The sequence below is a fragment of the Arthrobacter sp. G119Y2 genome (assembly GCF_038069765.1).
GTDB lineage: Bacteria > Actinomycetota > Actinomycetes > Actinomycetales > Micrococcaceae > Arthrobacter_B.
In genome coordinates this window covers 20,497-40,675 of record NZ_JBBPFS010000012.1, presented here as the reverse complement: position 1 = coordinate 40,675, position 20,179 = coordinate 20,497, and the positions used below count along the sequence as shown (strand labels likewise).

20 protein-coding genes are annotated in these 20,179 nt (G+C 59.6%); 9 read left to right on the top strand and 11 right to left on the bottom strand.

The genetic code is table 11. From position 1 onward, the window contains the following. Positions 1–173: 173 nt before the first annotated feature. The 3 genes from WKB88_RS17920 to WKB88_RS17910 are packed head-to-tail and all read right to left on the bottom strand — an operon-like array spanning position 174 to position 2,945. Positions 174–935 (bottom strand): SDR family NAD(P)-dependent oxidoreductase, encoded by a 762-nt coding sequence (locus tag WKB88_RS17920; protein WP_341395926.1) that lies wholly within the window; start codon positions 933–935, stop codon positions 174–176. Continuing rightward, on the bottom strand, positions 932–1,765 hold the full coding sequence (locus WKB88_RS17915; RefSeq protein WP_341395925.1) for a helix-turn-helix domain-containing protein: 834 nt from the start codon (positions 1,763–1,765) through the stop codon (positions 932–934). Before WKB88_RS17915 ends, WKB88_RS17920 begins: the two co-directional genes overlap by 4 nt. Before the next feature lie 28 nt (positions 1,766–1,793). After that, positions 1,794–2,945: an MFS transporter gene (locus tag WKB88_RS17910; RefSeq protein WP_341395924.1), complete on the bottom strand. Its 1,152-nt coding sequence runs from the start codon at positions 2,943–2,945 to the stop codon at positions 1,794–1,796. A gap of 222 nt (positions 2,946–3,167) precedes the next feature. Between WKB88_RS17910 and WKB88_RS17905 the strand changes: the two genes are divergently transcribed. From WKB88_RS17905 to WKB88_RS17895, 3 genes are read left to right on the top strand one after another with little or no spacing between them, the layout of a single operon-like run. Next, positions 3,168–3,905, top strand: coding sequence for an Atu4866 domain-containing protein (locus tag WKB88_RS17905; protein ID WP_341395923.1), 738 nt, complete (start codon positions 3,168–3,170; stop codon positions 3,903–3,905). Positions 3,906–3,947: 42 nt separating this feature from the next. Beyond that, positions 3,948–5,351: an amidohydrolase family protein gene (locus tag WKB88_RS17900; protein WP_341395922.1), complete on the top strand. Its 1,404-nt coding sequence runs from the start codon at positions 3,948–3,950 to the stop codon at positions 5,349–5,351. After that, positions 5,348–5,602: an Atu4866 domain-containing protein gene (locus tag WKB88_RS17895; protein ID WP_341395921.1), complete on the top strand. Its 255-nt coding sequence runs from the start codon at positions 5,348–5,350 to the stop codon at positions 5,600–5,602. The genes WKB88_RS17900 and WKB88_RS17895 overlap by 4 nt, the downstream gene beginning before the upstream one ends. Positions 5,603–5,742: 140 nt before the next feature. Here WKB88_RS17895 and WKB88_RS17890 read toward each other — a convergent pair whose 3' ends face one another. Next, positions 5,743–6,240, bottom strand: a complete 498-nt coding sequence (locus WKB88_RS17890; RefSeq protein ID WP_341395920.1) for a GNAT family N-acetyltransferase — start codon at positions 6,238–6,240, stop codon at positions 5,743–5,745. 491 nt (positions 6,241–6,731) lie between these two features. Here WKB88_RS17890 and WKB88_RS17885 point away from each other — a divergent pair, with 491 nt between their 5' ends. After that, a complete protein-coding gene (locus tag WKB88_RS17885; protein ID WP_341395919.1) occupies positions 6,732–7,679 on the top strand; it encodes an ATP-binding protein in 948 nt (315 codons plus the stop codon). 348 nt (positions 7,680–8,027) lie between these two features. On the opposite strand, the gene WKB88_RS17880 is transcribed toward WKB88_RS17885, so the two are convergent. Further along, a complete protein-coding gene (locus WKB88_RS17880) occupies positions 8,028–8,432 on the bottom strand; it encodes a nuclear transport factor 2 family protein (protein ID WP_341395918.1) in 405 nt (134 codons plus the stop codon). Positions 8,433–8,531: 99 nt separating this feature from the next. Here WKB88_RS17880 and WKB88_RS17875 point away from each other — a divergent pair, with 99 nt between their 5' ends. Next, positions 8,532–9,089 carry a TetR/AcrR family transcriptional regulator gene (locus WKB88_RS17875; protein WP_341395917.1) on the top strand — a complete coding sequence of 186 codons (558 nt, stop codon included), beginning with the start codon at positions 8,532–8,534 and terminating at the stop codon, positions 9,087–9,089. Positions 9,090–9,528: 439 nt separating this feature from the next. Here WKB88_RS17875 and WKB88_RS17870 read toward each other — a convergent pair whose 3' ends face one another. Further along, positions 9,529–11,229, bottom strand: coding sequence for an AAA family ATPase (locus WKB88_RS17870; RefSeq protein ID WP_341395916.1), 1,701 nt, complete (start codon positions 11,227–11,229; stop codon positions 9,529–9,531). Positions 11,230–11,643: 414 nt separating this feature from the next. On the opposite strand from WKB88_RS17870, the gene WKB88_RS17865 reads away from it, so the two are divergent. Then, on the top strand, positions 11,644–12,030 hold the full coding sequence (locus WKB88_RS17865; protein ID WP_341395915.1) for a hypothetical protein: 387 nt from the start codon (positions 11,644–11,646) through the stop codon (positions 12,028–12,030). Then, a complete protein-coding gene (locus WKB88_RS17860; protein ID WP_341395914.1) occupies positions 12,027–12,527 on the top strand; it encodes an RES domain-containing protein in 501 nt (166 codons plus the stop codon). Before WKB88_RS17865 ends, WKB88_RS17860 begins: the two co-directional genes overlap by 4 nt. A gap of 483 nt (positions 12,528–13,010) precedes the next feature. Here WKB88_RS17860 and WKB88_RS17855 read toward each other — a convergent pair whose 3' ends face one another. Both WKB88_RS17855 and WKB88_RS17850 read right to left on the bottom strand, forming a co-directional pair. Further along, complete coding sequence (locus tag WKB88_RS17855) at positions 13,011–13,340, bottom strand: histone-like nucleoid-structuring protein Lsr2 (RefSeq protein ID WP_341395913.1); 330 nt, start codon at positions 13,338–13,340, stop codon at positions 13,011–13,013. 467 nt (positions 13,341–13,807) lie between these two features. Continuing rightward, positions 13,808–14,836 (bottom strand): hypothetical protein, encoded by a 1,029-nt coding sequence (locus WKB88_RS17850; RefSeq protein ID WP_341395912.1) that lies wholly within the window; start codon positions 14,834–14,836, stop codon positions 13,808–13,810. 219 nt (positions 14,837–15,055) lie between these two features. On the opposite strand from WKB88_RS17850, the gene WKB88_RS18280 reads away from it, so the two are divergent. Continuing rightward, the gene (locus tag WKB88_RS18280) at positions 15,056–16,924 is read left to right on the top strand and encodes a zinc-ribbon domain-containing protein (protein WP_445818957.1); all 1,869 of its coding nucleotides are present in this window, start codon (positions 15,056–15,058) and stop codon (positions 16,922–16,924) included. A gap of 198 nt (positions 16,925–17,122) precedes the next feature. Then, positions 17,123–17,869, top strand: coding sequence for a hypothetical protein (locus WKB88_RS17845; RefSeq protein WP_341395911.1), 747 nt, complete (start codon positions 17,123–17,125; stop codon positions 17,867–17,869). Positions 17,870–18,613: 744 nt separating this feature from the next. Here the strand turns inward: WKB88_RS17845 and WKB88_RS17840 are convergent. The 3 genes from WKB88_RS17840 to WKB88_RS17830 form a co-directional block, all read right to left on the bottom strand. Further along, positions 18,614–19,288, bottom strand: a complete 675-nt coding sequence (locus WKB88_RS17840; RefSeq protein ID WP_341395910.1) for a helicase associated domain-containing protein — start codon at positions 19,286–19,288, stop codon at positions 18,614–18,616. A 154-nt stretch (positions 19,289–19,442) separates the two neighbouring features. Then, on the bottom strand, positions 19,443–19,700 hold the full coding sequence (locus tag WKB88_RS17835; RefSeq protein ID WP_341395909.1) for a ParB family protein: 258 nt from the start codon (positions 19,698–19,700) through the stop codon (positions 19,443–19,445). A 10-nt stretch (positions 19,701–19,710) separates the two neighbouring features. Then, positions 19,711–20,172, bottom strand: coding sequence for a hypothetical protein (locus WKB88_RS17830; protein WP_341395908.1), 462 nt, complete (start codon positions 20,170–20,172; stop codon positions 19,711–19,713). Positions 20,173–20,179: the final 7 nt, after the last annotated feature.

Sequence of the window (20,179 nt, the reverse complement as noted above, 5' to 3'; positions counted from 1 at the left end):
ACCGAACGTAAAGCCTGACGCTGCGTCAGGGTCAACTTCCCTGTCCCCGGCCCGTATACCGATCGTCCAACGGACTCCCTAGGGGATAGTTAGACCCTGCTCGTGATTACGTCTAGGGACGGTCCAGTAATGGCGGACCCATCGAAAGTATTTTGATGCCCTGGCCGAGCGGGTCAGGTACGAAGGTGGGAGGCTCCGTTCACGTCAAGAACCGCACCAGAGGACCAGGCAGCCTCGGGTGACGCGAGCCAGAATACGGCGGAGGCGATTTCCTCCGGAGTGCCGACCCGGCCAAAGGGGCTCTGCGCCCGCAGAGCATTCCCCTCGACCCCGTCAAGTTTGGAAAGCTGACGGGCAGTAGCGACGACACCAGGCGCGACCGAGGTGACCGAAATTGAATGGGGGGCCAGAGCCACTGCGAGGGATTGCCCCAGAGCATGGAGTCCGGCCTTGCTGGCAGCATACGCAGGGTACTCAGGCTCACCGCGAAACGCACCGCGCGACCCTATATTGACTATGGCTCCCGGCGCGCTCCTTTCAATAAGGTGCTTAGCGAAGGCCCAGGCGAGATTGGCTGCACCCAGGAGATTGACTCCAACCATGTGCTGGAAAACGGCAGTCCACTTCGTATAAGAGGTCTCTCCAATGACGTGGCGGTTCAAAGCAGAAGGTGCGGCCGCGGCATTGCACACGAGCACGTCAAGCGAGCCAAGCTTCGCAATTGCTGCAGAGACGATCTGCTGTGCCTGATCCGGATTGCTGATATCACCGGTAACGAGGACGTGCCCACTGCCGGTAAGGGAACGAAGTGTCTCCTCGCCGCCAACCTGGTTAGAGGCGTAATGCACAGCAACCCGGTCACCCGCTTCGGCAAATCTGCGTGCCGCGGCGGCACCGATTCCATCTGAGGCACCCGTAACAAGAACGGTCCTCATTTCACGTCGGCCCTGACGTATGAAGCTGCCAATGACCCCAAAAGTTGGAGTTTGTCGGCACTGGGCGTTCCGGCCGGCGCTTGGTAGATAATGAGTTGGAGTCCTGGCGAGCTGCGTACATCAAAGGCGTTGTACGTGAGCAGGAGATCCCCCACGGCAGGGTGCCGGAAGGCCTTTGATTCGTGCGTCTTGCCCCTCACATTGTGCCTGTCCCAGAGTGCGCGGAATTCTGGGCTGGCGTCGTGAACATCGGCAACGATTTCGCGGACCCGTTCCTGGGAGCCGGAATGGCCGAGGGCCAGCCTCAGGTTCGCGACGCAGGCTTCCGTCGCACGTTCCCAATCGGTGAAGAATTCGCGTCCGAAAGGGTCCAGAAACGTCATCCTTGCAAGGTTGTCAATGCTGCTAAACCCTCCATAGAGAGCAGCGGCGAGGTCGTTGAAAGCGAGTACGTCCAATGACTGGTTAATAATCACCGCTGGGGTGTGGGACCAGGAGCCCACAAGTTCCATAAGGGATTCCTCAACCGTTTCGCTTTCCTGCTTTCTCGACATGGGTGCCAGGCCGGCGAGCCGGAATACGTGGGCACGCAGATCAGTATCGAGATTGAGCGCACCCGCCAGGGCGTTCAGGACAGAAGGTGAAGGGTTTTTCTCCCTACCCTGCTCCAGACGTGAGTAATAGTCGACACTTACCCCTGCCAACATCGCGACCTCCTCCCGTCGAAGACCAGGAACGCGCCGCACATTGTGGCTTCGAATGCCCGCCTCGGCAGGTTGGACCTGCCCACGGCGGGCTTTGAGGAAGATTCCGAGATCGCTTGTACCCATACAATGACCATATTGCCCACGCCGGGGCTCAGCCACGCCGTGCTGCACCCTGGCTGTCCCTCCGGGTTGCGACGACCAGAACAGAACCTGCCGCAGCGACCAAAATAACGAGCAGGACGGCGTTTCCCAGGTCCGCTCCCCGCACTGAGGCCGCCAGTACCGGTCCGATGCTGCCGCCCAGGAACATAAAAGTTCCATACCATGCGGTGGCACCGGCTGTTTCCTCGGGCGGGGCTACTTCGATGATCCGCGCCACCAGCGCGGGAGCCGTCAAGGCTATGGCTCCGGCAAAGACCAGAACACCCGCACCCAAAACGGCTGCATTCCCTCCGGCTGCAAGAACGGCCGCTGCACCGCATGCGGCCAGAATGAATCCTCCCGCGGCACGTTGCCAGCTTGAAAGCCGATGCATAATGCCGGCTGCACCAGTCACTGCCACAAGGGCGGGAAGGGTGGCAAGACGCAGCCCCTGAAGGCCGCCGGGGAAGTTATGTACGGCGGTGGAACTGCTCAACTGCAGTGCAGTGAAGAAAGCTATATAGCCGGCCAGCACTCCGGCGGTAGCAACATATAGAGCCAAGAGTCGCCCGCTGCGCAGAACCCGGGGCAGGCCCAGAAGCGCCTGCACGACGGGTACCGGATTGACCTGCTGGTATTGCAGAAGCATCCACAGACACATTGTGCATATAAGTAACAAAGCACCGCACGCGGTAAAGACCCCTCTCCAGCCAAGCACGGCTGCGGCAGATGCAGCGAGCAGCGGCATCACCACCGCCGAAGCCAGGAACGCTGTGGTCAGCGCCGTGGTGGCCAACGTGCGTAGACGAAGAGGGAAGTGCTGGGAAACGTAGACCAAGGCGCACGGGGCAAACACTGCGGTGCACAGGCCCTGCAATGCCCTCAGAACTAACTCGGAGTCCAGAGTGGTGGGAAAACTTACGGGCACGGCAGCCGCGGAGGCACAGCTCAGACCGGCAAGGAGGACGCGGCGTGCCCCAAACCGGGTCGCCAGCGGTCCCGCGGCAAGGAAACCTGCGGCGTAGGCGACACCGAAGACGCTGGAGGTGGTGGCGGCGGCGGCCTGGGTTGTATGTAGATCTGCTGCGATCTGCTCGAGCATCCCGAGGACCACATAGGTCTGGCCAACTGCGAGAATCCCGGTCACGGCCAGCACGGCCACGGTCAGAGTGCTGCGCAGGAATGAAAGTTCATGGGTGGTGATGATGATCCCTTTCGGTACGGCATGTAGGCACGATCCACCCTTCCCTGCCTGCCGTCTTCGAAACAGGCCGCCGCGCACCCCGGCACGGCCCGGTCTGGCGGGATTTCCGCACTGCCGAAAGACTGAAACCGCCGTGAGGCCCTCTCACCGGCATCTATTCAGAATCTTTTAGGACTGACCATGCATCTGCCTTTTACTCCCGATCTGCTAGCCCTCATCCGCGGTACCCGCAGCCAGGGACACCGTCCATTACTGTTCAGCAATGCCCATGTCATCACCGCCGATCCCCTGATCGGTGACTTCGAATCCGGCGACGTGCTGTTGGGCCGCTCACGCGTGGTCGGCATCGGTCCCGGGCTGCTCAGCGCAGCAGAGGACGATAACGCGATCGTGATCGATTGCACCGGGTTCGTTATTGTCCCCGGAGTCATCGACACGGCGCAGCTAACCGGGCTGCGTCCAGCCAGCTTCCGGCCCGCCGGCGCCATCGCACCGGGACACTCTGCCAACTTCGCGGTTCTGCCCGCCGTCGCCGGCGAAGCTGCCACCGATACCCTGCGCCGGTTCCTCAGCACCCCGGAGTCCGCGCCTACCGTAGTCGCCGACGGCGAAGTCCTCCTCTGGGACGGGTCCCCCATCGATCCTGAACCCGGGCAGGGGGAGGAAACAGTCTCCCCCACAGCGCCGCCGGCCGAGCGTCTGGGGACCTGGATCGACGAGAACGGTTTCGTCCACCAGCACCTAACCGCGGACGGGCGGTACGACGAGACCCGCGGCGGGCGCGAGCACGCCTATCAGGGCAACTTCTGGATCAACGGTGACCGCATCGACTACCGCGATGACCTGGGCTTCTGGGCCTTCGGAGAATTCACCGGCAATACCCTTCAGCACGCCGGCTACACCTTCCACCGCGCCTGAGCCGGCACCGGCACACAAACACACACTCAACTGAAAGCCACGATGAATACCCCTTCCCTGACCGATTTCACCCGCGCCCGTTCCAGTGAACGTCCCATTCTTCTCACCGGCGGCGCTGTCATCACCGTGGACCGGGACGTCCCGGACCTCCCCACAGGCGACGTCCTGCTCACAGGTTCCCGGATCACCGCGGTTGGACCCGATTTGCGTTCCGATCCCGTGCATGCAGCGGCCGCCGCATCAGCGCTGGTCCTGGATACCCGCGGGGCCATCGTTAGCCCCGGATTTGTGGACAGCCACCGCCATGCCTGGGAAACCCAGCTGCGCCGCAGCATCCCGGACGTCACCGACCTCGGTGAATACGTCATGTCCACTCTGTCCGGCATTGCCCCCGTTTACACACCGCAGGACATGCACACCGGAACCCGTCTGGCCGCACTGACCGCCCTGGACTCCGGCATCACCACGATGCTCGACTTCTCACACAATTCCCGCTCCAGCGCCCATTCAGACGCAGCCCTCCAAGCACTCGTCGACTCGGGTATCCGTGGCGTGCACGCCTCAATGGCTCCTCACTTCGGCACCTGGGATCAGCAGTGGCCGGCAGACATGGGCAGGCTGATGGATTCCTTCCACGGCGCCAACGATGGCCTGGTCAGCCTACGGCTTGCCGCTCTGTCGACCGATGAGATCGCAGGGCCGGGGGTCGCCTACGGACCCCGGCTCGCTGCTATCGCACGTGATCTGGGGGTCTGGACGAGCATTGACGCGGTCTTCGGGCAACCCTCGTCCCAAGCCATCCTGCGCTGGGCGGAACAGGGAATCCTCGACCCGACCCTGACCCTGATCCACTGCACCGGGCTGAGCCCACTGGCCTGGGCAGCAATGGGTGATGCGGGAGTGACAGTTTCCCTGGCTCCGACCTCAGATGCACAGATCGGCTTGGAAACCGCCGTCCCCGCCGTTGATGAGGCCTTATTGGCCGGAATCCGTCCCGGGCTGAGCATCGATGTCGAGGTGGCCCTAGCCAGCGACATGTTCACCCAAATGCGCGCGCTCCACGCAATACAGCGAATGCGGGCCACCAATGCAGCCTACGGAACCGAAGAAACCGCCCCGAACCGGATCAGCACCCGTGATGTCCTGGATTTCGCCACCTTGCAGGGAGCCAGGGCCAACGCCCTCGGTGACGTGACCGGGTCCCTGACACCGGGCAAGGACGCGGATCTGCTCATCGTCCGGGCAGACGACATCAACAACATGCCGCTCAACGACGCTGTCGGAACCCTCGTCCTGGGCAGCGACGCCAGGAACATCGAAACCGTACTTGTTGCCGGGCATGCCCGTAAATGGGATGGGCAGCTGGTAGGAGTAGACATCGATACCCTGCGCGACGAGGTCACCGGCTCCCGTGACGCCATCATCTCCCGGGTGGCCGGCCGATGAGCGCACCGGAGACTGCCAAACACCCCTTGGGGTTATGGGTCACTGCCGACGGCGTCATCCGCCAGCGCCTGCTGCCCAGCGGACGGTATGTTGAGGCACGCGGAAACCGGGAAAGTGCCTATACGGGTGCCTATTGGACTGAGGGCACGATGATTTACTACCGCGATGACACGGGCTTCTCCGCAGACGGCGAGTTCCGTGACGGCATTCTCTATCACGCAGGGATGGTGATGTACCCGCAGCCCGGGTAAGGGTTCCCTGCCCTGGCGGAAGGGTCCTTAAACCGGATGCGCGTCCGATCTGGCGGAGCTGGGCTGTCCCTTCGATTGGCTCTGCCCTGGTCCGCGGCCCCCACAGGGGGGCCGCGGACTCTCAAGCTCGAGAATCCTCGTTAGGCGAGGAAGAGCGCCATCCACACATCGTCCGCCCAACTGCCGTCCGGCTGCTGGAATTCCCGACGAAGCTGTCCCTCAATGACAAAGCCGTGCTGGCGGTAGAGGTTGACGGCCACTGTGTTGGTCGAGAGGGCCCGAAGTCCTAACTTCTGCGCTCCCCGCTGTCTTACCTCGTCAATGGCAGCGTCCACCAGCTGATGGCTGATCCCACGGCCCCGCTGATGCGGCGCAACTACTAAAGCATTCAGGTGCAGGACGTGCTTATTCTTCGGGATAGGAATATGCCGGGCAAGGTGAGCATATCCGGCGATGGAATGGTCTTCACAGGCGACGATTACGTCATGTGGAGGGCGGAAATCCGTGAAAAATGGTGTCGTCGGACTATTCGGTGGGACGACTTCAACTTCGGGGGACCAAGCGGACGCGTCCAACCGCGCGAGTTCAGCGTCGTCTGACAATGTGGCGGTTCTGATCCGTAAGCCTGTCTGTTGCATGGGCTATACATTACAGTCGGCAGCTTATGACTATGCGGCCTTTGAGACGATACGGCTTCCATTGATGCGCTAGCACCAAACTGGCTGCCCTCACCCGGGAGGGCCTCTTACTGCTGGTGATGAGTGGGTGCGCGTCGGTAGGTTGTGACATCGTGCAACGAACTCCCCAAGAACGTCAGCCTGCTGAAGTCAGCCGCGCCTAAGATTGTCTAGCACTGTGTAGTTATTTTTTTATACTGTTTTGTACTTTTGCTACATGCAGGGTGAACTCAACCCCTACGCTCCCGGGTCGGATCTCCGCCCGCCCGCCATGACAGGCCGCGCAGCCGAACTCGACGCCTTCGACCTGATCGCCGCCCGCAGCAAGCGGCAGTTACACAGCCGCGGCATGGTCCTCACCGGTCTAAGAGGTGTAGGTAAAACAGTTCTGTTGAACTCGCTGCGTGCTCACGCAGATCGAATGGGGTAGTTCACCATCGGCCTCGAAAGGAATGTCCGGAGAGACAGGTGCCACGGTCCTCCGTGAAAAACTCGCCCGTGAGCTCTTGATGGCATCCCGCAAACTCATACGGCGGTCGGCAACGTCGCGCATCAAAGAAGCCGTGAAAACCATCAGCTCCTTCTCTGCCACGGTCGGGGTTGCGGGAGTGGAATTCGGCCTCGAAACCACTCAGGGACGGGCCGATTCGGGAACAATCGAAATCGATCTTGAAGAGATGGCCGAGGACCTCCCCCTCGCGCTGAAGGAGGAACGAAGCGCCTTCGGCCTGTTCATAGACGAGATGCAGGACCTGGACCCGGAGCTGCTCGCCGCCCTGATTGCGGTCCAGCAGCAGGCCGGCCAGCGGGAATGGCCGTTCTACATCATCGGAGCCGACCTGCCGAACCTGCCCGCGGTTCTCAGTGAGGCATGGTCCTATGCCGAGCGGCTCTTCGATTACCGACGGATAGGGCCGCTGGATGAATCCGCTGCCCGCCAGGCACTGGAGGAACCGGCCGTAAAGTTCGGAGCTCGGTTTGAACCGAAAGCCGTCGAAGAACTGGCTCTGGCCGCCGGCGGCTATCCCTACTTTATTCAGGAGTATGGAAAGGCCATTTGGGATCTGGCGCCCGCAACTCCCTTCACACAGACGGACGCGGTTCTTGCCATTGAGGCCGGGCGCAGTCAGCTGGATTCCGGCTTTTTCCCGGCACGGTGGGAACGGGCCACCAGAAGTGAACGCAATTATCTTCGTGCCATGGCGCAGGACGGGGAGCAGGACTGCAGTACAAGAACTGTTGCAGAGCGCCTCAATCGAGCCACCAAAGCCTGGGGCCAGCCCGCGCGGGCCTCATTGCCAAAGGCCTCATTTACGCCCCGGAACATGGACTGGTGGCCTTCACCGTCCCCGGGATGGCCGAGATCATTCTCCTCCAGCACGACACGAACGAATAGATGATGCCCTTACACGTTCCATATCAGTTGTGTCTTCCCACCGGCAATATAGGTCACCGGTGTAGCGACATATGATGCATGGTGGCAAGACACTTCGACTTTCCGTCGCAGCGGTGATTCCGTTGTCTGGTCGCCCCGTCGCGCACCCCATAGGTTGTAAGACTTGCGACTCCGATCGAGGTGCCCCCGAAACGGAGCAAGGAATAGTTGGCGGACCCGGGTTAGTCATCTCTTGACAATATTGTTTGGAGGTGACTTAAACGAAACGGTGCACCACATCCGCACCAGAATCACTTACCCCCCCGAATTATTCGGGGGGGGTAAGTGATTCTGGTGCATGTCCAGGAGGCTCTTACTCTATGAACGCAGCCGCAGTTGCCGCAGTGTCCTCATAAAGGCGCATGCGAACGATCTTGCCCCCCGTTACGGTCAAACGCATTGCAACATCGGTGTGGAAAGGGCGACCAGTAGGAGCGGCGACATGATCGAACACGGCAAAGATCACCACATCACCGCCGTCAGCGACGATGGTCTCCAGAGAGACCACGCTCTTGCCTGGTTCGAGCGCTGCCCACAGGGCGCGGAAGTAGTCCGGGACCTCGCTCTTTCGCGTACGCTTGCCCACCCAATGAGCCACTGCCGGTGAGCCGGGCACGAACCAGTCAATTTCCTCAGCGAACAGTTCCCCCAGTCCCTCGGCGTCCTGCGCGTCGAGCCGCTCCAGGAAGGCGTGCGTCGTTTCTATGGCGGTAGTCATGTGGTTCCTCATTTCCTGCGGCGATCCACCATCGCCGTTATGTAGTGGTCGATACAGAACAGTAGCACATATATATAACGGTCGCTATAGAATGGACTCATGGGACGACCACGCAGTTTCGATCGAGATGCCGCCCTGGATAAGGCCATGCGCCTGTTCTGGGAGCGCGGTTACGAGCAGACCTCCATCAATGACCTCACCCGGGAGCTCGGCATCTCGGCCCCTAGCCTGTACGCGGCATTTGGGGACAAACGGGCGCTGTTCGAGGAGTCCGTCGCCCGCTATGAGACCAGCCCGCAGTCGGTGACCACGGCCGGAAAAGCCGGGACGAGCCAGCACGAGGTGCTCCGGGCGATGTTCGATTGCGCAGCGCGGGAGTACGCGAGCACGGAGCATCCGCGGGGATGCCTCGTCAATAGCGAGCCGAAGCTGGCGGGCAACCGCACTCAAAATCGCGCGATCACCGCGGCCCTACTGCGGAAAGTGGCTGAAAGCGCCGAGACAGGCAGCGGTGCGGAGACTCTTGCCGCTTTCGCCCAGGTGATGCTGGTGGGCTTGTCATCCTACGCCCGCGACGGCGCCAATGAGGAGCAGCTGCAACGGGTGGCAGATCTCGCCCTCCGCGTCATGCCAACAGGGACGCAGGAGGGAACATGATGCAAATTATGTTGTTAGCCGGCCCTTTATCTGACACCTCGATCGGCTCGGGACGTCTCGCGTCCGGCGACGGCTTGCTGGTGACGGAAGAAAGTGGCACGACTCCACCCAACGGGTTTCGTGGTTCACCACATGCCGGTTGAAAGCCATGCCTGAGAGTAAACGGTGGTCTGACAACCTATGGGTTGTGAAACATGGCAGGTGACTAGATTTGGGTCCTTCCATCCCGTCACCAATCCGAAGTACTCCCGGCAAAACTTCTTGCGTGCGTCCGTCGGCGCAGCCTCTGCGACTGGCCATGGCCACCTCATCCATACCTCCGCCAGTCATTGCGAGACGACTCTGGAGCCCCTTACAACAAGAGAGACCAGAACGTTTCTCAGAAGCCTTCGAACAACGTTTCAGTTCTTTAGAGCGGAATTCCCCGATACAGTCTGCGTCACGTATGGGCATTAGCGTCCTGGATGAGCGCGACGACTCTTTCTACTTGCTTCTTTAGGTTTAAGGTCCATTCGTTCCCCCAGTTGCCTGTTACACATTTTGCAATCGCAACTTTGCTGGGCTGTCGGATATCGAGCCGATCGCTTGCCAAAGGATTCGACCACCTGCTTTGCGGGAGCATCTCGCGTTTACGAGTTGACCGGTGCGCATCGTGTATCGCAGCGGTTAGCACACGTTCTGGAACGTAATTCTCAATGGTGTATCCCGCAGTCACCCATGCAAAACCGGTGGATGGATCCTCATCCAAGCCGCTGATCACTCGTCGTTTGCTTTCGTTGAGGCGAGCAGATGCGCTCTTCTTGTCGGAGTCGATCAGGACAACCATGTACCGGTTGAGGTTGCGCAAGGAGATAAACTCGTCAACTTCTTCGGCATCGAGTGGCGACAACGCACTGAGCAGCGCACCGCCGTAAAACATCACGGAGTAATGGGTCCCTTCAATGAACTTATTTGGGGCAAGTTGTTCGATCCAATGTTTCAGATAAATGCGATCGGAAGGCCCTTCAACCCACAGGACTGCATTCGTCTGCACAAGATCAGAGGGGCGGTATCCAAGGTCTGCGCAAATAGCCGCACGATCACGGGCAGCACCAGCATACTTGACGCTGGAAACACCGTCCGCCCGCGAGACGTGGAAGATTGAACCGAGTGCGGAGTCCAGCATATGTGCCGAGTGTGTAGCAATAAAGTATTGATTCGTTGTACTCGATTCAAGGTACCGGAGCAGCTTGCGCTGGAGGATCGGATGCAGATGCACCTCCGGCTCCTCGATACAAAGGATTGCGTGCTGAGTAACCGTCGCTGCGGCCGCGATAATAACCACTTCATGTACACCCGTTCCGATGTTCTCTATCGGTAGGGTGCGCCCTGCTTGTGTTATATGAATTGTTGATAGATCATGCGGAACATCAATCGTGATGGAAGGATCGTCTAATACGGCACGAACAAAGTCCTGTACCTTGACGAAGAGCTCCTTATCCTTTAGACGATCCGTTGAAGGATTTTGCAGCTCCAACAACCGACGCTTTATGCTCATGCCGTTCAGGTCAGGTGTCTCACTGCTGTCCTCGGAAATTGTCCTGACGCCACCCACGGTGAACGCGTCAGGCGCAAAGGGTTTCGATCCTACGATCCAGCGCAACACCTTATGGGCATCTTCCCCGCCTCTACCGGTCCAGCCACTTGTTAGCTCCCTGGAGAGCCCTTCGGCGAGACGAAAGTTTTGAACCTTCTGGGCAATCTCGGAGAGTTTTTCATCATCTATTGCAGCTTTATTGGTCAAAGGTAGCCACAAGCCCTGGCTTTCGCCCCCGATGCCCGGGTCACTGAGAAATTTATGGATCTTCTCCCGGCGCTCAGGAGAGGAACTTTTAATTTTGGTCCACGTGAGAATGTCCTCGATCGTATGAAACTCCCGCCGTGCGAAGGTATGTTCCGAATCCTCCAGCGGGCGATCCCACTGTGTGGCAGCTGTTGCAGTTTCTGCATAGGTATTCGCGATTACCCGCAAAATATTTGACTTACCGGCATTGTTTTGCCCCGCAATGAGGTTTATTTTGCCTAGAGGTAGGAGCACAGCTGGGCGATCTGAGGGGAAGCTCCTGTAGCCCTGCAGGGAGAACCCACGAATTAAAGTCATGTCACAATTATCGTTCACCAGTTAGCGTCGAGGATCCTTTCTCCACTCTCCTCTTCGCACCCAGGTCGACGAGTGCCCTGAACGCAGCTCCTAGCTGTCTCTCGAGTTCCGCTAGGGCCTCAGCTGCTCCTTCCGCATTCTCACCCAGCCAGAAGACCAGGAGCCCGCTTCTGAATAACAGCCGCCACACACAGTCCTCCGTAGCAACGTCCACCCGCAGGATCCGCGCCCTTGGGAAATCCGCTTACGCCGATAGCAGCGCATACGTCAGCAAGCGATGGCCCATCATGCCGTGGCAGAGAGAATATTGGCCCAGCTAGCCGGTGTCACCCAAGAGTTTTGGTATGGGATCCAGGGTGGGATCAGTATTGGTATCGGCTTGCGAATGCGTTGGATCCGGGAGATGATCAGGCTATGAGCCAGACAGCATCTCCGGGCATCCGTGCATACCGCGACTCCATCAACCTCGAGGTTGCACCCTTGGTAGCTGAGCTCCGCGACATGCTCGGCGCCAAACTTGTTGCCTATCTGGCAGGGGTCGGAGAAACTCGGGCAGTCCGCCAGTGGGCTGAAGGTGCCCGCAGGATGCCTTCCGAAACCGAATCCCGGCTGCGGCTGGCGTACCACGTGGCAGGCATCATCCTGGAGTCCAATGGCACCAGGATCGCCCAGACCTGGTTTCAGGGGATGAACCCTCAGCTCGAGGACCGCTCCCCCGCGCGCCTGATCCGGGAAACCAACCCGGATCAAAGCGGGCCTGAAGTTCTTGCCGCGGCCCGCGCGTTCGCCCGTCTGGGATGAAATTCGCAGACCTGGATCAGCGTGTCTGGCGGGTGGGCTTCCTTCCCCAGCCCTGGGAATGGTCGGACTGGCGGTGGGCCGGTCCGGACGGACGGTTCAACGGCCGGTGGGATCCGCTGGATCATGGCCTTTTCCGGACGGTCTACGCCGCGGAGTCACTTCTGGCGTGTCTGGTGGAGCTCCTGGCACCGCACCGGCCCGACCCGTATCTTGCGGCAGAGATCGATGACATCGTTGAGGATGACGCTGATGCGGAGCAGTTCCCCAGCGCACGTCCCGGGGAACTGGACATTGACCAGTGGCTGGTGAACCGGGTCGCCGGCACCGCTCGTCTGACGGGCCGCTATATTGATATCACCGCCGCCGAGACGGTCGCGGCCCTGCATCCGCTGTTCAAAGGCAAGGCGTTGGCCTACAACCTGAAGGACTTCGATGCCGCTGCGCTGAAGAACGCGGAAAACCGGCTGCTCACCCAGGAGGTCTCACAGTTCCTGTAAACCCGAAAAAACCCTGACGGCTCGGACTTCTGCGACGGAATCCAGTTCCGCTCCCGGCATGGTGATGATCTGCTGCTCTGGGCCGTCTATGAGCGCGACACCGACGGGTAGACCAGCGCACACATTACCGGCATTTATCTTGAGGATCTCAGTTCCAACACACCCGAGCTCAGAGCCGCCCTATCTCTGCTGGGACTCTCCTCCCGCTAACCGGTCTGGCGTACCGGCGAGCGATAAATGACGGCGTATTGCCTGTGGACCGTATTCACCAGAAATATCGGGATACGCTCTGAAACGCGGGGTGGCGAATGCCCTTCCCCTGGGGTGTCCCCCGCAGCGGGTTGTGGAACAGCTGGAACTGCTCACAGTTCGCTGTGCGGGCCTGGTTGTCTGCTATTTATGCCCCGGCAGCGGCCGGCCCGCACATCATTCCGTACCTAAGCAGCTGCGCCTGTCACCCGTTTACTTGACCCGCCTTTCTGTTTAGGCGTGGGCCGCCTGGTAAGCCTCCATGATGCTCTTGCTGATTCGTCCCCGACTGCTGGGGCTGTAACCGTTCTTCTCAGCCCATTCCCGGATCCGGTGCGTTTCATCCCGCGCGGATGTTGTCTTAGATTGCCGCTGAACGCCTGACCGCCCGCGGACTTTTCGTCCCTTTTCCATATAGACGCCCAACGCGTCGCGCAGATGGTGGGCGTTCTGTGCTGTGAGGTCAATTTCATACAAGACACCATCCAGACCGAAGGTGATGGTCTCTGCGGCTTCTTCGCCGGTGATGTCATCTAGAAGCTGTACCTGTACACGCTGTGCCATTTTGATCGCCTAAGCATCTGAAGGAATAAACGTCGGACCTGAAACTTCGCTCCCCCAGCGAAACCAACCACCCATTCTAATCTGCCGCCGGCATTCTCCTATGCTCCTGGGAGGAACGGGGTGCGATACCGACCATTCGTCAAGCGATCGCCCTTGGTCAAGGGTGCACGAAACTCACCTTGAATGCACTATCCGTTCACACATGATTCGTTCCACCTTCCGTGCAGCTCTGCACGCACGGAAGGTCATCAGGAGAATCTCAACCTATGGCGCCTGACCCATCGTGCTGCAGGTCTTGATCTTCAAATCCTCGTCGCTCGGTCCAGAAGTTACTGCAACACAGCGCTTTGCCTACCTACGACACACAGGACAGCCGGGCTCATAGGCATGTTCGTGAACGAAAACGGTCCTTTTCGTGCAGCAGTATTTCCCGGCTCTGGCCGGCTAACAGGCCACCGAATTGTCTCTTAGCGCATGCGCTCGGCGAGCTGGTCGAAGAACTCCGCGACCATTTTGTCTGCACCATCCTTCATCAACTCGGCCCCGCCAAACCGGTAGACCTCGTAGCCGGCCAGCCTAAGTCGCCGGTCCTCCGAAACCATCTCGCTGTAGAGAGCTGGGCTCGCGGTATCGGCGTTTGCGTAGTGCTGTTTCCCGTCGACCTCGAGGACCACGCGATGTCTGCTGGAGAACAGGATGAGGAAGTCCATCCGCTGCCGTGCCAACGGGCTTCCGCTCTGGCCAGCAGACCGACGAGCCGACTGGGTCGCGGGGTCGAAGTGCAGGTAGACCTGTGGGATCAGAGCCGGGATATCGAACTGGCCACCCTTGTAGCGTGCCGTGTAGGCGTCAAAGACGCGGAGCTCAACCGTGTTGTTTCCCAGGGAAGCCCTCAGGCGGTGGTGCAGGTCCACGCCAACCTCCCGCGCTGGCATAGTCTCTTCGAAGCCCTCATGCTCTCGCCACCACTCGATCAGATTCCTGAATGTCAGACCATCAGCAGGGATCGGTCGGTCGTAGATGAGGCAGTACTCGCCGTTGCGGACGATCTCAATGTCGTTGTTGACGGCGTCGCGCAGCACTAGCTCAGGCTTGGGTCCGTTGGCTGCAAAAATCAGGTTCTTCGCCGGCGTGCCGACTCCTCCTCCACGGTCGTACTCTGCGATTAGAGCGGTCAGATCATCGCGGAGGCCGCCGGTTACCTCGAGCTCGGCGACGATGCGTCGCCCAAGGGCCACGAGGCGTGGAAGACCCCAGCCCGCAGTGTAGAACTTGATGACATCTCGTTTTGAGTAGTCGGCGTGGGTTGGCTTCTGCTCGGCGGTCTCCGGCCAGGGCAGTCGAAGCTCCTCGGCGAACACCGTCTCGAGGTCGTTCCGCGTGTAGGTATGGATGAGCGCTTCCTCGATGGCGCTGCGAAAGGTGCGCGACGACACCTTGGTTGGTGCCTTTTGGGAGTCGACGAAGATTGCGTCGAATAAGTTGAAATCGCTCACGGCACCATTGTCCCTGCTGCCGCCGAATAGTCAGACCACGACAAAAACTCAGCCAACAGTGCTTATTACCATCGGCCAGACTTCTCTGCGGGAATTCGCTGCACTTCTCCCTTGGAGCGCACCGTCAGCGGACTATTGGAAGGGTCTTATGTGGGATGCAGAGCCTTCATCGCTTGTATCGTGTATATGGATTACCAGAAGAATGAGAGATTATGACCAATGCCACCGCGGCGGGGGCCAGCAGTGCTGTCGGTCGAGGGACAACTTTGCTCAACAAAGGGCTGCAAAAAAACAGCCGCGTTCAAGACCCGGAGCAAGCCCGCCTGGTGCATAGAATGCATCGACGCAATCCTCCTTGAAGGCGGGCTCAGACCCGAGGAGCCCTTTATCAACCCCAAGGAGCACCGGCTGACTGCCTGTGTGGACTGCGGGGTGCAGGCACACTACAAACTGGTCTATACGGTCGTCAAGAACGCCGTCGGTGAGAAGACCTGCAGGGCCTGCTACTGGACCCAGTGGGCAAGGCAAACCAGGGCAGGGATAGGAAGGCAAGCGCCGGAAGCCAGATTTTCGCGCCATGACATAGAGGCCCATCTCGATCTGAACGGGTTCGACCTTATTGCCCTGATTACGGACATCAACGACGGTGCCGACCCGATCATTACCCTCTGCCGATCCTGCAAGAGGATCTCCGCCCAGCGTATGGGTGACATTGGATGGGGTTGCGCCTGTACCCGCAACACGCGCTCTGCCGCCCCAGCTCTGGCTCCCCCACGGAATATCCGCTCTTCAAACCCTGCAACTCCCCGCATTGCACAGCGGGCTCTTGCTGACTCCGATGATGCTGCTCGGGACTGGTGGGACCACGAACGCAACGATGAGAAGGCCTTCCACACCGTCACGCTCCGCGCGACACGGGCGTGCTGGTGGAAGTGCCCTGAATGTCGCTTGTCGTTCCAATCCAAGGTCCTGGATATGACGGCCGGACGCCACTCGTGCCCGCACTGCAGCGCTATTCGAAAAGCGGAATGGGACAGGAAGTACGCCCAATGGAAGATGACCCCGGTCTCTGAAGTCCCTGAACTCGCTGCCGCATGGGCGGACGACGCTGATCCACAGACCGTCATGGTTGCCGGTGGCGGAAAGCCTCGCCGCTTCCAATGCCCCGCCGGACATTACCCAAGAGTAAGCCCCTATAGATTCCTGAAGTCGGGTTGCCCAAGCTGCAGAGGAGCGCAGACACGGAAGACTCAAAAGAACTGGCTTGCTGACACACTTCCCGAGATCGCCTCACAGTGGCATCCGGCACGAAACGGCGTTCTGACCCCCAAGGATGTCGTCTGGGATTCCACCCGCACGGTGTGGTGGCTGGCAGACTGCTGCGGGTACGAATGGCAGGAAACCCCCAGATCCCGCGACAAATACGACCGACTGCGCTGCCCCCAGTGCCGAACCATCCTAGGCTCACTGGCATGGCATGATCCGGGCCTGGCCGCGGAATGGAGCCAGGCAAACACCCTGAGCTCATGGGAGGTCCGCCCCAACGCGACAACTTCCTTCGCTCCGGAATGGATCTGCGCCACCGACCCGACACACAGATGGCGCAGTTCTCTCAGCAGCCGCTCCAATGGATCCGACTGCCCCGAATGCAAAGTGGCAGGCAAATCCAAGGTCGAACTTGAACACTACGCGGCTGCCAAGGAAGTATTCACGCAAGTCCGCTCCGGCGCAGTCCTGCGTAGTAAGGCCTTCTCCACACGGCCCTCCTGGACAGCAGACATCTGCGCAGAGGTAGGCAGTGTAAAGCTCGTCATAGAGTACGACGGAGCCTATTGGCATCAGGCGCCGGCCAAATTCCTTGTGGACAAACGCAAAACCGCCGATCTGCTAGCCGCCGGCTACACCGTTGTCCGACTTCGCGAGGATGGCCTCGCTCACCTGTCCATCCAGCACCCCCAGTACAGGGAAATCCGAGTCTATTCTTCAGCTCCACGGCCGAGGGAGGTCATAGCGGAGGTTCAGGCTTGGCTATATAGCAGGCATGTGCCACCGCTGGCCAAGACGGAAGATGGGCAAAGAAATTTTTAAGTCGCCAAAGATGTCCGCGGAGCGATCAATAGATACAAGCACGCGGCGCGTCTCACCTCTCTAGGTATTTCGACGGTCTTTGGACTGGAACTTGCATCTGGAATTTGCATTGGCATTTGTTAATAGCACCCGCCCAGACGTCAACTGACTCGCCGTCCCACGCCCGCTGAGATCGGCTGTCAATGCTTAGATGTACCTATGAAACAGCAACTACAGGAAGAACAAGCGAAGACGATCGCAGCGCTCGTCACGCAGTCCAAACGCAAGTCGAGCGTCGCCATCCGCAACGATTTTACTCAGCGCCCTCTAGGGGACTCATCGGTTCCCGGTCGTCTGGGCGAAATGGTCAAGAGCGGAAACGGGAGGTCCCTGGATCTCTATCTTCTGCATCGCCTAGTCGCCTCCGCGCGGCCATGGGACACAATCCGTGGAGCCACTGTATGGGCGCGGGCTTTGGGACTGGGGGGCGAGAGATATGGAAAGGACGCCGTCTCAAAGTGCTGGAACAGGCTCGAAGGCTATGGACTCGTCCAACGAGAACGCGTTTCACGAAAAGCCAAGATCACTACACTCCATGAGAACGGCCAAGGGGAGCCATATGTGGCGCCTAAGGGACAGTACTTCAAACTTCCGCTCGAATATTGGACAGCCGGCTGGAGTACCAGCCTTTCCCTAGCAGGTAAGGCATCACTTCTGATCGCCAGCTCATTGCGACCAGGCTTCTACCTTCCTGAATCCCAAGCCAACCGATGGTATGGCATTTCTGCCGACACGCTCGGGAATGGATTTAGAGAGCTGCAGAGCCGAGAAATTTTAACCTTTGAAACCAAAATCATAGAGGACTGGGGAACCTCTGACGTCACCTTCCAGCGGCGTCACTACACGTTGCAGGCTCCATTTGGAAAGGGAGCGAAGGATCCCATACGCCTGCTCTTTGCGTCCTAAGACAACAGACTCACGGCATTTGAGAAAGGAGGTGATTTCAATGGCCTGTCCGATACAAGAACGAGGAGAACTGAGACAGTCAGCACGTGCTTCACACCACGTCGGTACTGACCTCGCATCCCGTCCTCCATAGCCCTGCCGACGTCGACGACTACATTCATAATGAGCGTCCTCTACACAAAGTGTCTTATGGGTTGCTATCACGGGCCCACAAAGGTCTTAAACAGAAAAGGCCCCTGTCGGGGCCTTAACAAAAAATTGCGATCAATTTGACAGCGTATGGTACGATCTATCTGGCGTTTATATAGCGCCGTTTGGATGTTCCCACATCCGAACGATACCTCAGTTCGCAGCTGGAGTATCTCAATTATTCATGATCCGCATGGGAAGGAGAGTGGTCATAAATACTCACGAGTTCAGAGTAAAACCTACATGGGGGTCCAGTTGGATGTCAACTAAGCTCCTGCGTGACCTTCGTCGCCACTGAGTGGCAGCTCTTCTTGCGGTGACCTTTCGAAGGAAACTGCATGAAAAACATAGCACCAACCCGCAAGACCCGTCTTGGCAAGGCCCTGCAAAGGACCGCTTCGATTGGGAAGATGGTTACTAAAAGTCTCGTTGCCCTAGGCTCGATTCTTCGCTCGATTGAGTTCGTAATTGAGTGGTGGCCTATGTAGCCCCTTGCGCTCTAGGTGTGGCTGGCCTCCTGGCCAGCCACACCTAGATGCACCCGCCCAGACGTCCCTATGTCCGCCAACCTGACGCTGCTGCGTTCAGCTGGATTTCCCTGAGCTGCCCTAGTTTGCCTGTGCGAAGGCAGTGTCGTTGGCGTTCCAGCCACACAGCCAGAACCTTCTCCGCAGAATCCGTGGCAGTTTTGTAGCGAGGATAGCGCCCGCGTGTCCGAAGGAACTCTTCAAGCTCTGCCACACGCTGCTGCCACAGGGCACGTTCACGTTCCGCTTTTGGTGGAGTCAGCCAACCAGGCAAGTTCGCGTCCAAGTGGGCCTTTCTCAATTCAAGGAGTTTGCCGGCCCGGTACCGGCCGCGCTGGCTTTGCAGGAAGCTGTACAGCGAGCTCTCCGCCTCGAGGTACCCACGGGGGAACCTCCCATACACCTGACGGAAGTCGACCAGGTCCGCGGCCCGTTCTTCCCAGGTGGGTTTCGGCTTCTTCAGCCCGCCCGGCGGCACAGCCGGCTGATCATGGACCATGAGCCGCTGCCCGAACAGCTCGGGGTGGTAAGTGATCCGGGTGCGGATATGGTCATAGACCTTCCGGTACGGCACCCGGCACAGCACGGCGATGTGCCACGGATCCAGGCCCTTGGTCCACATGTAGAACCACTCTTGGCGGGACCAGTGCTGCGGGGTCCAGGACTCCGGGTCGGCGGGATCCAAGGTTGAGGTGCTGGTCATAGCCGTAGCCAAGCAAATCTTGGCCGGTTCCGCCACGGTGGTGCGCGTGTCGTTCTCCCCCGGCCGGCGTCGTTGTGCCGTTAAAGGGTGGAAGCGGGAACCGCGCCAACGGTTCCCGCTTCCCTTACTGTCCTCCGCAACCAACGAAGGAAATCTATGGTGCCTGGCGTCCCTCTTCGGTGAGGGTGCGCCGGCCGGGGCGGAGGGCGCCGGCTTTGACCGGTTCCCATTTCCTGCCCTTGTTGTGTTTGCGCTGCAGCCGGCGCACCTCGCGGAGCACTGCTGCTTCGATCAAGTCTGACACGGACTCATACCCTTCGGCGCGGCCGGCGGCCAGGAACGCTGCCCGCACCTGCTCGGCATCCTCCACCCTAAAGTAGGGGGTGAAAGATGCCGGCTTCTGACGGCTCACAGTTCCCCCCTCAGCTGGTCGAGGTTCCGGGGAGGGTTTCCGCCGGCCACGGGTACAGGGAAGGCCGATGCGTGAAAGCTTTTGGCCGGCCGTCCTCGTGGAAACTCATCCCGGAGTGCTGGTGGCTTCCGGCGGCGTGCGAGACTGCGGCCAGGGCGAGAACAACGGTTTCGCGGTCCAGCCCGGAGAGAATATCTGAGAGGACAACGGGGACTCCTTCTCCGAAGGACGCGGCCAGGAGCAGGAATCGCCGTTCGCCTCCTGAGTATGCTCCGCTGTTTGCATGCTCCGGGCTGGCGGCGAAATCGATCCACGCCTCGGTCGTTTCTCCGTCAGCATTGGAACTGGTGCGGATCCAGGGTTTCCCTGGGGCTGCGAAGCGGCCGCCGAAGGCCCGCAGCAGCAATTCCGTTCCGGCTTCCAGCGTGTAGGAGCCTCGGGCCCATTCTCTGAGTTGTTCCTGATGTGACATGTCTGCC

Bases quoted from the DNA above. Each gene is read 5' to 3' on its own strand.
- WKB88_RS17885 (WP_341395919.1), top strand. From the start codon at position 6,732: ATGTCCGGAGAGACAGGTGCCACGGTCCTCCGTGAAAAACTCGCCCGT.
- WKB88_RS17915 (WP_341395925.1), bottom strand. From the start codon at position 1,765: ATGGGTACAAGCGATCTCGGAATCTTCCTCAAAGCCCGCCGTGGGCAG.
- WKB88_RS17865 (WP_341395915.1), top strand. From the start codon at position 11,644: ATGAGCCAGACAGCATCTCCGGGCATCCGTGCATACCGCGACTCCATC.
- WKB88_RS17895 (WP_341395921.1), top strand. From the start codon at position 5,348: ATGAGCGCACCGGAGACTGCCAAACACCCCTTGGGGTTATGGGTCACT.
- WKB88_RS17920 (WP_341395926.1), bottom strand. From the start codon at position 935: ATGAGGACCGTTCTTGTTACGGGTGCCTCAGATGGAATCGGTGCCGCC.
- WKB88_RS17870 (WP_341395916.1), bottom strand. From the start codon at position 11,229: ATGACTTTAATTCGTGGGTTCTCCCTGCAGGGCTACAGGAGCTTCCCC.
- WKB88_RS17875 (WP_341395917.1), top strand. From the start codon at position 8,532: ATGGGACGACCACGCAGTTTCGATCGAGATGCCGCCCTGGATAAGGCC.
- WKB88_RS17880 (WP_341395918.1), bottom strand. From the start codon at position 8,432: ATGACTACCGCCATAGAAACGACGCACGCCTTCCTGGAGCGGCTCGAC.
- WKB88_RS17845 (WP_341395911.1), top strand. From the start codon at position 17,123: ATGAAACAGCAACTACAGGAAGAACAAGCGAAGACGATCGCAGCGCTC.
- WKB88_RS18280 (WP_445818957.1), top strand. From the start codon at position 15,056: ATGCCACCGCGGCGGGGGCCAGCAGTGCTGTCGGTCGAGGGACAACTT.
- WKB88_RS17900 (WP_341395922.1), top strand. From the start codon at position 3,948: ATGAATACCCCTTCCCTGACCGATTTCACCCGCGCCCGTTCCAGTGAA.
- WKB88_RS17830 (WP_341395908.1), bottom strand. From the start codon at position 20,172: ATGTCACATCAGGAACAACTCAGAGAATGGGCCCGAGGCTCCTACACG.
- WKB88_RS17855 (WP_341395913.1), bottom strand. From the start codon at position 13,340: ATGGCACAGCGTGTACAGGTACAGCTTCTAGATGACATCACCGGCGAA.
- WKB88_RS17860 (WP_341395914.1), top strand. From the start codon at position 12,027: ATGAAATTCGCAGACCTGGATCAGCGTGTCTGGCGGGTGGGCTTCCTT.
- WKB88_RS17890 (WP_341395920.1), bottom strand. From the start codon at position 6,240: ATGCAACAGACAGGCTTACGGATCAGAACCGCCACATTGTCAGACGAC.
- WKB88_RS17840 (WP_341395910.1), bottom strand. From the start codon at position 19,288: ATGACCAGCACCTCAACCTTGGATCCCGCCGACCCGGAGTCCTGGACC.
- WKB88_RS17905 (WP_341395923.1), top strand. From the start codon at position 3,168: ATGCATCTGCCTTTTACTCCCGATCTGCTAGCCCTCATCCGCGGTACC.